At 50.7% G+C, this 13,498-nt stretch carries 13 protein-coding genes and 1 rRNA gene; 2 read left to right on the forward strand and 12 right to left on the reverse strand.

All coding sequences use genetic code 11. The features are described 5' to 3' along the window. From LKD70_RS10530 to iorA, 4 genes are all read right to left on the reverse strand, one after another. Nucleotides 1-118 (reverse strand): 16S ribosomal RNA (locus LKD70_RS10530); the annotation flags it as partial. An 832-nt stretch (nucleotides 119-950) separates the two neighbouring features. Beyond that, on the reverse strand, nucleotides 951-2,183 hold the full coding sequence (locus tag LKD70_RS10535; protein ID WP_227707991.1) for a phenylacetate--CoA ligase family protein: 1,233 nt from the start codon (nucleotides 2,181-2,183) through the stop codon (nucleotides 951-953). After that, nucleotides 2,180-2,761, reverse strand: a complete 582-nt coding sequence (locus tag LKD70_RS10540) for an indolepyruvate oxidoreductase subunit beta (RefSeq protein ID WP_227708056.1) — start codon at nucleotides 2,759-2,761, stop codon at nucleotides 2,180-2,182. The genes LKD70_RS10535 and LKD70_RS10540 overlap by 4 nt, the downstream gene beginning before the upstream one ends. After that, a complete protein-coding gene (gene iorA, locus LKD70_RS10545) occupies nucleotides 2,761-4,593 on the reverse strand; it encodes an indolepyruvate ferredoxin oxidoreductase subunit alpha (RefSeq protein WP_227707992.1) in 1,833 nt (610 codons plus the stop codon). Before iorA ends, LKD70_RS10540 begins: the two co-directional genes overlap by 1 nt. Before the next feature lie 580 nt (nucleotides 4,594-5,173). Here iorA and LKD70_RS10550 point away from each other — a divergent pair. Both LKD70_RS10550 and LKD70_RS10555 read left to right on the forward strand, forming a co-directional pair. Further along, nucleotides 5,174-5,398, forward strand: coding sequence for a hypothetical protein (locus LKD70_RS10550; RefSeq protein ID WP_227707993.1), 225 nt, complete (start codon nucleotides 5,174-5,176; stop codon nucleotides 5,396-5,398). Nucleotides 5,399-5,401: 3 nt separating this feature from the next. Continuing rightward, nucleotides 5,402-5,710 carry a GNAT family N-acetyltransferase gene (locus tag LKD70_RS10555; protein ID WP_227708057.1) on the forward strand — a complete coding sequence of 103 codons (309 nt, stop codon included), beginning with the start codon at nucleotides 5,402-5,404 and terminating at the stop codon, nucleotides 5,708-5,710. Between the two features lie 120 nt (nucleotides 5,711-5,830). Here the strand turns inward: LKD70_RS10555 and LKD70_RS10560 are convergent, their stop codons facing one another. The 8 genes from LKD70_RS10560 to LKD70_RS10595 form a co-directional block, all read right to left on the reverse strand. Continuing rightward, nucleotides 5,831-6,493, reverse strand: a complete 663-nt coding sequence (locus LKD70_RS10560) for an ABC-2 transporter permease (protein ID WP_227707994.1) — start codon at nucleotides 6,491-6,493, stop codon at nucleotides 5,831-5,833. Continuing rightward, on the reverse strand, nucleotides 6,490-7,341 hold the full coding sequence (locus LKD70_RS10565) for an ABC transporter ATP-binding protein (protein ID WP_227707995.1): 852 nt from the start codon (nucleotides 7,339-7,341) through the stop codon (nucleotides 6,490-6,492). The genes LKD70_RS10560 and LKD70_RS10565 overlap by 4 nt, the downstream gene beginning before the upstream one ends. 3 nt (nucleotides 7,342-7,344) lie before the next feature. After that, the gene (locus LKD70_RS10570; protein ID WP_227707996.1) at nucleotides 7,345-7,716 is read right to left on the reverse strand and encodes a GntR family transcriptional regulator; all 372 of its coding nucleotides are present in this window, start codon (nucleotides 7,714-7,716) and stop codon (nucleotides 7,345-7,347) included. Between the two features lie 274 nt (nucleotides 7,717-7,990). Beyond that, nucleotides 7,991-8,380, reverse strand: a complete 390-nt coding sequence (locus LKD70_RS10575) for a molybdenum cofactor biosynthesis protein MoaE (protein ID WP_227707997.1) — start codon at nucleotides 8,378-8,380, stop codon at nucleotides 7,991-7,993. 68 nt (nucleotides 8,381-8,448) lie between these two features. Next, the gene (locus LKD70_RS10580; RefSeq protein WP_227707998.1) at nucleotides 8,449-8,883 is read right to left on the reverse strand and encodes an acyl-CoA thioesterase; all 435 of its coding nucleotides are present in this window, start codon (nucleotides 8,881-8,883) and stop codon (nucleotides 8,449-8,451) included. 134 nt (nucleotides 8,884-9,017) lie between these two features. Continuing rightward, complete coding sequence (gene radA / locus LKD70_RS10585; protein WP_227707999.1) at nucleotides 9,018-10,394, reverse strand: DNA repair protein RadA; 1,377 nt, start codon at nucleotides 10,392-10,394, stop codon at nucleotides 9,018-9,020. Between the two features lie 174 nt (nucleotides 10,395-10,568). Then, entirely contained in the window at nucleotides 10,569-10,985 is a 417-nt protein-coding gene (locus tag LKD70_RS10590; protein WP_227708000.1) for an endosialidase, read from the reverse strand. Nucleotides 10,986-11,056: 71 nt separating this feature from the next. Continuing rightward, a complete protein-coding gene (locus tag LKD70_RS10595; protein ID WP_227708001.1) occupies nucleotides 11,057-13,498 on the reverse strand; it encodes an ATP-dependent Clp protease ATP-binding subunit in 2,442 nt (813 codons plus the stop codon).

Here is a 13,498-nt window from a genome sequence, read left to right on the forward strand (position 1 = left end):
CGCCGCTCAGTCACAAAACTCTTCATCCGAAGAATCAAAGTAAAGTGCTTCGCTCGACTTGCATGTGTTAGGCACGCCGCCAGCGTTCATCCTGAGCCAGGATCAAACTCTCGTTAAAAGTGTTTGTATCCAGTTCAGAATTAACTACTAGCTAATTCTTCCCTTTTTACTGTGTTTGGTTCCGCTTCGGCTGTTCCTCAGCTCGAAACAAAGTTTCTCGCTTCGTTGGCTCCGCCAATGCTCGCATGCGCCATCCTCAGAAAACAAGTTTTCCAGTCTGCCGCCTTGCTCGCACAGCCTCCGCTGTTCGAAAAATTTTCTCTTCAAAGAAATTTTCAAGGGTTGTTGTCTATTGTTCAGTTATCAAGGTTCCTGTCGTTCTTTTCAAGCGACAGCTTTGATATTCTATCAAATCTCTTTTCGTTTGTCAAGAACTTTTTTATTTTTCTGTTTCATCGAAGCCTTCGTGATGTCCGGCTCTCGATGACAGCTTATATAGGTTATCACATCTTTCCGGTTCTGTCAACAACTTTTTTTCGTTTCTCAGCTCCCCGGTCGTTCCGCCTCCGCGTCTCCGGTTGAGCCGATCTGCTCTGTTGTTGTGTCCCCGTCATCAGCGACAGGTGCTATCTTATCATCATCGGAGGGAATTGTCAATGTTTTTTCTCTTTTTTATTTATTTCAGACAATTCACACAATTCTGTCTTTTCCCGGCATCTTTTTTCCCATATATTATGGCCTGCACGCCGCCCCGCTGCCCCTCCCTTCCTCTCAAACCCGGACAGATCCAGTACTCTCCATTCCCCGGGAATACCAGGAAACATCAAACAAAAAACCCAAAACAGAAAAAGCTGAAAACGCAAAAAGACCCTGGCCACAAATACTGCTTCCAGGATCTTACGTTCTTTATCTTCTTTTCTTCTTTCTGTCTGTTTCTCTCCGGAGTCCCCCTAATACCTGTTGTCAAATATTCTCGTAGACTTCTTTTCGCTTCTCGGCAGGTCTCCGATCGACACCGGTTTGACATGCACAAGAATACCGATCTTTTCTTTAAACGCCTTCTGTATCGCTGTCTCCGCCTGCTTCTTATCCACCCCTTTATTAATCTCCACAAAAAGTGTACACTCGTCCTTTCCAAACAGATGGTCCAGCATAAACTGATATTCACTGGAAGCCTCAGGCACGTTTTTAAGCATTTCTTCAATCTGGCTCGGGAAAATGTTCACTCCTTTTACCTTCACCATATCATCCGTTCTTCCGATCAGCGTATCGATTCTCGGGAATTTTGAACCACACTTGCATTCGCCCGGAATAAATCTTGTCAGGTCATGTGTTCTGTAGCGAATCAGCGGCGCCCCCTGCTTTCTCAGCGTAGTAATGACAAGTTCACCCACCTCGCCGTCCGGAACATTCTTCCCGGTCTTCGGATCAACAATCTCAAAATAGAGATAATCATCCCAGTAATGCATCCCGCACTCATATTCACAGCTCATAGCGATTCCCGGTCCGTACACTTCTGTCAGTCCGTAAATGTCATAGAGCTGCACGCCGAGTTCAGCCGCAATGCGCGCACGCATCTTGCTGCCCCATCTCTCCGAACCGATCACACCTTTTCTCAAATAGATTTTATCTGTCAGGTTTCTTTTTCCGATTTCTTCCGCCAGAAGAAGTGCGTAAGAAGACGTCGCGCACAGCACCGTTGATTTCATATCCTGCATCATGCGAAGCTGTTTCTCCGTATTTCCCGGCCCCATCGGAATCGTCATTGCCCCCAGATACTCTGCTCCGGCCTGGAATCCGATTCCGGCAGTCCACAGACCATATCCGGGCGTGATCTGGATACGGTCAAGTGCGGTAATTCCCGCCATCTCATAGCAGCGCGCAAACATTTTTGCCCAGTCTTCCACATCTTTTTTCGTATAGGGAATAATAACCGGGATTCCGGTTGTTCCCGACGAAGAATGAATCCGAACCACTTCTTCGTCCGGCACGGCCTGAAGTCCAAGCGGATATGCCTCTCTTAAATCTCCCTTCCACGTGAAGGGCAGTTTTTCAAAATCTTCCTGCGTCCTGACCGACTCAATATCGACATCTTTCAGCTTTTCTTTATAGAAGCATTCTTTTGAGGTGAGCTGCCGGAGGTTCTCCTTGATCATCTCAAACTGCAGTTCTGTCATCTTCATACTTGTTCTCCTCCGAGTTCCAGCGCCCTTTCATTGAGCGCGATATATTTTTCCTTCACGTTCCTTCTCACAGCCTCCAGCATTTCCTCCATGGAAATGCCAAGCGCACCGCTCTTTGCCGCAGCACCGAGAAGCGCCACATTGAGCACTTTCGGGGAACCCGCCTCTCTGCAGATTGCTTCTCCGTCAATCACGAGAAGCCTCCCGGCCTTTTCTTTCAGATAATCAAGCATCGTATCCGCAGTATAACCGCTTCCTCCCAAAGTTGCAGTTACCGGTTTTACGATCCTGCTGTTTGTAATCACAACTCCGTCTTCTTTCAGATACGGAAGGCATCGCACCGCTTCGCCCGGTTCAAAGGCAAGAATCACATCCGCACATCCAAACGGAATCAAAGGGGAATGAACATTTTCCCCTGCTCTCACATGACTTACTACCGATCCGCCTCTCTGCGCCATTCCGATCGTTTCAGTAGTGCGCACAAAATCTCCCTGTTCCATAGCCGCATACGCAATGAGCCTTGATGCCAGTACAACTCCCTGGCCGCCCACTCCGCACAGCAGACAACTTCTGCTCATCATGCCTCACCTCCCTGTCTGTCTGATTTTTGAATCGCCTCAAACGGACATACTGACGCACAGATTCCGCATCCGTAACAAAGTGACGGATCAATCTGTACACGTTCTCCTTCTGTCACAATTGCAGGGCATCCCAGCTCTTTGATGCACACTTTGCATTTCCGGCACATATTCTGATCGACTTCATATCCAGTCTGCGGTCTTGCCACCGCAATACACGGAGACTTGAATATAATAGCGCGGACGCCGTTTCCTTCCGCCGCCTTTTTCACTGTCTCCACCGCCTCCTCAAGCTGAAGGGGATCCGCCTCATAAATGCGCTCCACTCCGATTCCTTCCAGCACCTTCCGGATGCTGACTTTCGCGGCTACCTCTCCCATGATCGTTTTCCCCGTTCCGGGATGAGGCTGATGTCCTGTCATGGCAGTTGTGGAATTGTCAAGCACAACAAGCACGATATCATTTCCATTGTATACAGCATTCACTGCGCCGGTGATACCGGAAGCAAAGAACGTAGAGTCTCCGATAAATGCAAAATTCACTGCATCCGGCTCAATCACATGGAGCCCCTGCGCAATCGTTACGCCTGCTCCCATGCAGAGACAGGTATCCACCATATCAAGCGGCTGCGCATTTCCCAGCGTATAACATCCGATATCTCCGCTGAATACCGCCTTCTTTCCTTTCATCGCTTTTTTCACCGCGTAAAACGAAGCTCTGTGGGGACATCCCGCGCAGAGGACGGGCGGACGCACCGGCAGCTCCGGAGTCTCCGGATTAGATTCTATATCCTCAGACATCAGGGACATGCCGAGAAACTTTTCCAGGTCAGCCCGGATACTCTCCGTGCTGTTCTCCCCGGCATTCTTTGTATCTCCGGTCAGTTTTCCGCGCACCGTTACCGGAAGATGATATTTTCCCGCAATGCGCAGCAGTTCTCTCTCCACCATCGGATCAAGTTCCTCCAGAACGAGAACTTCATCCAGCCCTTCCAGATACTCTTTCGCCAGCCGCTCCGGGAACGGATGCGGAGTCGAAATTTTCAGAAGCGGCACTCCGTCCGGAATTACTTCTTTTGTGTATGCATAACTTATTCCCGATGCCGCGACTCCTTTACGGCAGTTCTTCTCTCCGATACCGGAGCCTGTCACAAAATTCCGCGGATAATCAGAGAGCAGTTCTGAAAGTTCAGCGTTTCTTTTTTCAATTTTCACATGATTCAGATAAGAAGTGCGTGGAAAAATCACCCAGCGCATCGTATCTTTAATAAACCCTTCCGGCTCTGCTGTTTCCATGTCCGGCAGAAGCGTGATACTCGCACAGGCATGACAGACTCTCGTAGTCGGGCGGAACAATACCGGCGTTGCATATTTCTCTGAAAACTCAAACGCCTCCCCGATCATTTCATACGCCTCTTCCGGAGATGACGGATCGAATACCGGAAGCTTCGAAAACTGGGCAAATGTTCTCGTATCCTGCTCTGTCTGGGATGAGATCGGACCCGGATCGTCCGCTGACACGATCACCATGCCCCCTTTCACACCCATATATGCAAGGCTCATGAGGGGATCAGAAGCCACATTTAATCCCACCTGTTTCATCGTAACGATTGTGCGCGCGCCTGCGTATGCCGCTCCGGCCCCCACTTCCATCGCTGCTTTCTCATTGACGGACCATTCCACATGGATCCGGCCGTCATTGTGTTTTGCAATTGTCTCCAGTATCTCTGTTGACGGGGTGCCCGGGTATCCCGCAGCCATGCGCACGCCCGCCCGGATGGCTCCGAGGGCGATCGCCTCATTTCCCATCGCCAGAATTTTTTTATCAGCCATAGATATATGTACTCCTTTATTGTGATATGTCACTTTTGTATTTTACCACAGTGAAGCAGGAAAAGGAACTGTTAAATTGTGATTTATCGGGAACCGGATAATTCCGCCGGGAGGAGGGTGTTGGTTTCACCCGCACTTTCGTTCGGGACGCAGCGCAGCGGTACATAGGTGCGCAAAGTACGCGCACCAAGTGTCGGCGCTGCTTTACGTGGTTCAACCAACACCCTCCTTCCGGCTAGGCGCATCCAGGAACTACGAAAATCACAAGTTTTCACTGGTATCTCCCGTCCATATATGTTATGATACACACAAAGCATTAACCATTTCCAGCATGTTTTTATTCTAAAAATGCACGATGCCATTTCAGAAATTCTAATCACATTCAGGAAAATCTCAATGCTTTTATTCCCATTCAATACAGCAGAGAGATTTTTTGAAAGGATCAGACAGACGAAACAGTCTCTTCTGCACCATTTATCAAAAAGGAGGCTGTCATATGACAAAACGCAACCTTAAATCCAGAAGCAAGAACTGAATCCTGAAAGAATTTCTGGACAAACACAGAGCGGAGGCGAAGGAAATGAGTATTTTTGAATATAATCAGGAACGTCATATGATGCAGGAGCGTGAAGCTGCCTGGAATGAGGGCAAAGAATCCGGCAGACAGGAAGGAATCCAGGAGGGTATTCAAAAAGGTATCCGGGAAATTGTCCAAAATATGCTCCGACAGGGACTTACCGATGAGCAGATCAAAAATTACTGCAACATCACCAGTGAGGAACTGGAAAAGTTCAAGGAAGAATAGAACATTTACACACAAACCAGAAAGGAGACCCCGAAAATGAACTTCAAACACAACGAAAACCAGATCGCCCTCTACTCAGAGGACGGCACACTGACTGCAGAGATCACGTTTCCTTACATCGACAGCGAAACCGTGAACATAAACCACACCTTCGTCGACTCTTCCCTGCGCGGTCAGGGAATCGCCGGGAAGCTCATGGAGGAACTGACAGCAGATCTCAAAAGCCGGAATTTAAAGGCTGTGCCTACCTGTTCCTATGCCGCGGGGTGGTTTGAGAAACACCCGGAATATCAGGACCTTGTAAAGAAGTGAGAAGCTGCTTTTCCATTCTTTTCGATTAAAATCATTCAGCGCCGTGCGAACGGGAGGGACACATACTGCGTTCCTTCTCATTCGCCGGCGCTGTTTTAGAAATAAGCCGTTTCAGGCTTCTCAAAACTCTTTCTTTTCCATCACATGCATGCTGCACAGAAAGGAAATAATCAGAGCCACAACTGCTGCCACACCGAAAATTGCGCCCAGCTCCCCAACTCCCAGACGGTTTGCCGCGGCAACAAGATCCCCCAGCACATTTCCCGGAATTTTCTCCAGAATCTGATAGATGCACACAACCAGAAGTGCCACTCCTCCGGCAACGATCGGAATGACCAGCTTTCCTCTTTCCCCGTCGAACTTCAGCCTGACCGGAATAAGAACGCTGTCAAACAGAAGAGCGATCGGAGCGATGAGACATCCGCCCAGAACCACCTCGGAGAGACTCGTCTCCATGCCCTGTACCGCCCAGATGACGATTCCCACTGCCATGCTGATCAGCCATGCACCGACTACGAGCAGAAGCGTGAATACATATTTTTCCACTGTATACTGCTTCCTTGTCACAGGAAGAGTGAAGAGAAACAGATAACAGTTTTCATACTCGTCATAGCTGATTGTCGACACTGTAAAAATGGCAAGTATTACTGTAACATAGGAGACGATTGTCAACGGATTTGCATTCATGGCGCCCCATACGATCCCCAGGACAAAAAGCGTGATAATCAGCGTTTTCCCCTGGTTTTTCAGAAGTTTTATATCTTTAATAAGCAGTCCTTTCACAGTTCTTTCCCTCCTGTCAGCATCATAATCACATCATCAAGTGCTCCGTTCTCCACTACGATATCCGGATAGTTTTCCCTGTAATACCGTTTCTGGTCTGTCAGGCAGTCATACCCGTATGACTCCCTTCTCACTCTCAGAATATGTTTCCGGTCAAGTCCGGCAAACTGCTCCGGTGACGCCTTGATCAGACCGTATTCGTTGAGCAGTACATCCGTATCCTCGTGCAGAATAATTTTTCCTTCATGTATCATGTAAATATCGTCGCAGAGTCCCTCCAGATCCGACGAGATATGGGAGCTGATCAGAATCGCCCTCTCCTCGTTCTCTTCCATGTACTCTCTTAACAGATTCAGGATCGCCTCTCTCGACATCACATCCAGACCTACAGTCGGCTCATCCAGAATGAGAAAATCCGCCCTGTGTGTGATCGCTGTGATCACTTTCAGTTTTGCCTTCATACCGGATGAGAACTCTTTGATAAACTTATCAGACGGCACGCTCATCTTCCGGCAGAGATTCATAAATTTTTCTTTTTCAAATCCCGTATACATGGCCTCAAGAACCGGCACGATATCTTTTACTTTGAGATATCCGCTGAAACCGGAACCGGTCATGACCGCTCCAATCTTCTCTCTGTCCTCCCTTGTCAGCTCCGCAGGGGACTTTCCGAAAAGTCTGATCTCTCCTCCGTCGTATGCGATCAGTCCAAGCAGCGCCTTGAAAGCCGTACTCTTTCCTGCGCCGTTCTCCCCGACCAGTCCGGTGATGCACCCACGCTCCACCTTCATCGTACACTTCAGGGTGAAATCCCTGTAATTCTTTACCAGGCTGTTAATTTCCAACATTTTCTAGTCCTCCATGATCAATTCAAATAACTCCCTGATCTCGCTGTCCTCAAGTCCGCATCTGCGGCCCTTCTCCACTGCTTTTGCCAGATCGTCCTCCACCTCCCGGCGCCGTTCTTCCATCATCCGCTCCGGGTTGGCCGCAGCCACAAAGGTTCCTTTGCCGTGGACAGTGACAGTGTACCCTTCCTGTTCCAGATTGTCATATGCTTTTTTGACAGTCAGGGCGCTGATCTTCAAATCTTTTGCAAGAGTCCGGACAGAGGGGAGTATGTCGTTTTCTTTCAAATCGCCGGCTGTGATCAGAGCCTTGATCTGATCCATGATCTGTTCATAGATCGGTACCATCGATGAACTGTTGATTATAATCTTCATTTTTGTCCTCCTCTTGATTAACAGTATATAACAGTATATAACTGTTGTCAACTGTTATATACTGTTTATTTTGAAATTTGTTTCTTTCCGGCTCCTTTCCGCTGAAACCACTATAAAGGCAATCACCGGAAGTGCCTGGCAGCACATTCCGGGATTGTAAGCGGTCGCCAAGGCCTCGGGCAAGCCCGGGCTTTGGCTAGGCCGCCTCACAAAAAAGCTGCCGCACTCAATCCGTGCAGCAGCTCCTTCCTGCTTAACGACTGAAATCACACAGTCAGCCAAATATTTCTTCTTCCGTCACGCACTGCGTTTTCAGCTCTCCCACGAGAGTCTGCAGCGCGTCCACAACATGAGGCCGGATATCGCCTCCGATGAGAACGAGCATGATGTCGTCTCCCACATTCAGCACTCCCTCATTGAGCCACACGCGCACATAGGAGATCCCGGGCATCTTCCGCGCACGCTCCACCGCTGCCTCCACTTTCGCCGCGTCGCTTGAAAAACGCATCGCCGTAACCTCGCCTGTATCTTCCGCGCCCTGTCTCACAGCCGCCTTGGCCGATCTGCGGACCACTCCGTTGTGAAAAAGATACATTCCGCACCCGGAAGCGCCCTCCTGTGATTTTGCTTCTCTTATCCATTCATCCATTGAAGGTGTTTTCATCTTTCTTCTGCCGCTCCTTTCACTCAGACTGTCTCTATGGCCTTTTCCCGTTCGCCCTCTGTTCAGCCCTATTCGCTCTTATTTTCCTGCTCTTCCTTGAGTTTTACCATTATCTCGTAAAACTCTTTCATTTCTTTGTTCATTATAACAGGTCTTCCGTCACGGTTCAGCATACAGTGAGTCGTCGTCCCGTAGGCACTGAGCACTCCTCCTTCGGACATGTTGTAGATATCATATCTGAGCGTAAACTTCACCTTTCCAAAGTCCTGGATGCTGACTGCGATCTCTATGTCATCGTCAAACTTCACACTCTTCCTGTACTCGCAGTCTGCGTGAAGTACCGGGCTTAAATACCCCATCTCCTCGAATCTCCGGTACGGATATCCAAGCTGACCCATCACGTCGATTCTCGCCTCCTCCATCCAGCGGATGTAGTTGGAATGATGGATAATCCCCATCTGGTCTGTCTCATAATACTTTGCTTTCCTTCTGTATCGTTCCATTTCTGTCCTCCGTTGTTCCATTATCTCGTCACTCTGTAATTTTATTGCTCCGCTATTTTATCACTCCGCTATTTTGCTGCTCTGTTATTTTGTTATTCCGCTACTTTTTTATTCCGTTATCTTCAGTCTTACTGTCAGATTCCCGCAACCGCATCCCCGATATTTTTCACGCCGACAAGCCGGATGCCCTTGATCCCCCTTACCATCTTAAGCGATACCTCCGGAAGAATGCATGTCTCAAACCCAAGTTTCTTCGCCTCTGCCACGCGCTGCTCCGGCATGCTCACCGCCCGGACTTCTCCGCTGAGTCCGACCTCGCCGAACACGATCGTCTTCTCATCCACCGGACGGTTCCGGAAACTTGAAACGATCGCCATCACGATCCCGAGATCAATCGCCGGCTCATTCATCCGGATTCCTCCGGCAATATTTACATAGGCGTCGGAACTGGCAAGCGCCATGCCAAGCCGTTTTTCCAGCACAGCCATAAGCAGGTTCACACGGTTGTAATCCGTCCCGGCAGCCGTCCTTCTCGGCATCCCGAAATTGCTGTGGCAGACGAGCGCCTGAATTTCGATCAGAATCGGCCTCGTTCCCTCGATGGAACATGCCACAACTGATCCGGAAGCGTGCTCCGGCCTTCCGCTCAGCATATATTCCGACGGGTTTTTCACCTCTGAGAGCCCTTCCCGCCTCATCTCGAAAACACCGATCTCATTTGTGGAGCCGAACCGGTTTTTCACCGCCCGAAGGATCCGGTAGGACGCATGGCGGTCCCCCTCAAAATAGAGCACAGTATCCACCATGTGTTCCAGCACTCTCGGGCCTGCCACGGTTCCTTCCTTCGTCACATGTCCCACAATAAAGATCGAAATATTCAGCCCTTTCGCAAGCTGCATGAGCAGATGGGTAGCCTCCCGCACCTGGGAGACGCTTCCCGGGGCCGAACCGACTTCCTCGCTATACATCGTCTGAATAGAGTCAATAATGACAAGATCCGGCTTCTGCCTCTCAATCACGCCCCGTATGATCTCCAGATTCGTCTCGCAAAGAAGCAGCAGCCCGGACGGAAACACGCCCATACGGTTTGCCCTGAGCCGGATCTGCGCCCGGGACTCCTCCCCCGATATATACAGTACCTTCCTCTGCGCCGACATCTCCCGGCATACCTGAAGAAGCAGCGTTGACTTTCCGATTCCCGGATCACCGCCCACAAGCACGAGCGATCCGGGGACGATCCCGCCTCCCAGCACCCGGTCCAGCTCTCCTATGCCGGTGCAGCACCGCACGTCGTTGTCCGCGTTCACCTCATTGAGCGGAACAACATCCGCCTCCCTTACCGACTCTCTCACCGATCGGGAAGATACAGTTGATCCCCTCGTAATCCCGCTGTCAATCCTCTCTTCCACAAAGCTGTTCCACTCTCCGCAGGCCGGACACTGCCCCAGCCACTTCGACTCTTCATGACCGCAGTTCTGACAGAAATATACGCTCTTTTTTCCTTTCGCCATTGTACCTTTATCCTCTCTGAAGCTGTTTTTTTCCGGATCGCAGGCAGCACACGTCAGAGCCGTTCGCTGTCCGCTGCCCGGCAAACGCATGCTCATGCAGGCATGGCATCCGCTTGCCGGGCTTATCACGCAAGAAAACAGGGTGGATTCACATCCACCCCGGAAAGAACTATCTCATTCGCATTTTGCGACTTTCACCTGCGCGCTGTTGTCTGCGCTCAGTTCTACACTGACGCTTAACTTTCCGCTTAAATTCGTACTCATCTTTCCTGCGGAAACACCGTCGATAAATACCTCGTACTCGCTCTCCGGCTCAAGCTCCAGCGTAAACTGCACGTCCCCCGCCGCAGATACCTCAAACGAAACTTCCGAGTCAGTCTCTCTGTAGCTCTCCACCGCGCTTCCCGGAACGGACTCATAGACGAACATTCCGTTTTTCTCAAGCTTTGTGATCTCCGAAAATGTCTTCACCTTATAAATATCACCCTGGAACTCGAAATTGTCCTTCTTTGTCTTCGCACCAAGCGTGTAGTCCCCAAAGCTGAGAGTGCCGTCGTTTTCTGCGTGCAATAAGTCTTTTACCGCTGCCATCTTAAATTTTCCTCCTAAGTATTTCAGATTCAATCTGCTATCGATATTATAATATAATCCGTTCTTTTTTTCTACTGAAATTTCTTCACTGTGAAGCGGATCTCCTTCTTTGCCGTCCCTGCCTCTACATGGTCTCCGGCCTTTATCTCCCCGGAGAGAATCGCGTCCGCAAGCTTATCCTCCAACTCTGTCTGAAGCGCGCGCCGAAGCGGACGGGCCCCGTATTTGGCGTCCGTTCCCTTTTCAACGATCAGATTTTTCGCCGAATCGCGCAGCGTCAGATGGATATCCATCTCCTCCGCCAGCCTCTTCGTAAAGCTGCGCACAAGAAGTGTCACGATCTTCTTCATGTGGCTCTTGTCAAGCGCATGGAACACAATCGTCTCGTCGATCCTGTTTAAAAATTCCGGACGGAAGATCATCTTCACTTCGTCCATCACATTCTGCTTCATCCGCTTGTAATCTCCCGCCGGATCTTCCTTTGCCGCGAATCCGAGTTTCTTCGGATCTACGATCGCCTTTGCCCCGGCGTTGGACGTCATGATGATCACTGTATTTGAAAAATCCACCTTTCTCCCCTGGGAGTCCGTGATATGTCCGTCGTCCAGCACCTGAAGAAGGATGTTAAACACATCCGGATGGGCCTTTTCGATCTCATCAAAGAGCACAACCGAGTACGGGTGGGTCCGCACCCGGTCACTTAGCTGTCCGCCTTCCTCGTGTCCAACATATCCCGGAGGAGAACCGATCATCTTTGAGACAGAGTGTTTCTCCATATATTCCGACATATCCACGCGGATCATCGCTTCCTCGCTTCCAAAAAGAGCTTCTGCAAGCGCCTTGGACAGCTCGGTCTTTCCCACGCCGGTAGGCCCGAGGAAAAGGAAGGAGCCGATCGGCCGCTTCGGGTCTTTGAGCCCGACTCTTCCCCTCTTTACCGCACGGGCGACCGCGCTGACCGCTTCTTCCTGTCCGACAACCCGCCTGTGAAGCACTGTCTCAAGTTTCTTTAAGCGCTCTGTGTCACTCTCGGTAAGCTTCTGCACCGGCACCTTTGTCCAGGCTGACACAACGGATGCAATCTCATCTTCCGTCACCGCCGGATGCGCTGCAGCACTCTTTTTATCAAAGCGTTTCTTCACCGTTTCCAGACGCGCTTCCACCTGCTCCTGCTCTTTCTGTATCATGGACGCTTCGGTGAAGTCTCCCCGGCGGATGCTCTCCTCTTTCTGAGAGACAAGTTCTTTGAGTGTTCCTTCCAGCGCTGAGAGCTGCTCCGGCACTTTGTATCCTTTCAGGCTGACTTTCGCGCACGCCTCATCCAGGACGTCGATCGCCTTATCCGGCAGATTCCGGTCTGTGATGTACCGCTCTGACATCTGTACCGCTGCCTCCAACGCGCTCTCTTCGATAGAAACGCGATGATGGGATTCATACTTTTCCTTCAGGCCGCTTAAGATGGCAAGACACTGCTCCTTTGTCGGCTCCTCCACGGATACAGGCTGGAACCGCCGCTCCAGAGCGGCGTCTTTCTCGATATATTTCCGGTACTCGGCAATGGTCGTGGCGCCGATCAGCTGTAACTCCCCTCTTGCAAGAGACGGCTTCAGGATACTGGACGCATCGATGGCGCCCTCTGCTCCTCCGGCTCCGATCATGGTGTGGATCTCATCCAGAAAGAGGATAATATTTCCGCTTGCCTCCACTTCCCCGATGAGGCCTTTCATCCGCTCTTCAAATTCACCGCGGTATTTGGATCCCGCGATGAGGCCGGGCAGATCGAGGGTGTAGATCCGCTTCCCTTTCATCTTCTCCGGCACGATTCCGGATGCGATCCGCTGTGCCAGTCCTTCGATGATCGCGGTCTTGCCTACACCGGGCTCACCGATCAGGCAGGGGTTGTTCTTCGTCCGGCGGCTTAACACTTCCATGAGCCGGTACATCTCCTGATCCCTGCCGATCACCGGATCAAGCTTTCCCTCCTCTGCGCGGGCCGTCATGTCCGTACAGTACTGCTCTGTCATGGAGCCGGCGCCTCTTGAGTCCTCCTGAAGCTCTTCCTGATACTCTCTTAAGTCCGCGCCCGCCGCGTTTAAAACATCCTGAAGGATCTTCTGAAGATTGATGTTAAGCGTGATCAGAATCCGTGTCGCCACGCAGTCCACATCCCGGATCATGGAGAGCAGCAGATGTTCCGTTCCGATCTCCGGAGCGTGCAGCCTTACAGCCTCCCTCTCGCTGTTCTTCAAAATGTCCTGGAACCTCGGACTCTCCTCAGGCTTCCGGCCGGCAAACACATTGTCCCGGGGAACGATCAGCTCATCCATAAGCCGGAGGATTTTCTCCTCCTCCACTCCGTTCTGGGAGAGCACCTGTCCGGACACTCCGGAATACTGCGCCCCGAGTCCAAGAAGGAGATGCTCGGTTCCGATGTACGGATGATTCATCTCCTTCGCTTTGGCGGCGGCAAACTTAATCGCTTCCTCCGCCTGTTTCGTATATGATAACTGCAT

The organism is Ruminococcus turbiniformis, assembly GCF_020687545.1.
Classification (GTDB): Bacteria; Bacillota; Clostridia; order Lachnospirales; family Lachnospiraceae; genus Mediterraneibacter; species Mediterraneibacter turbiniformis.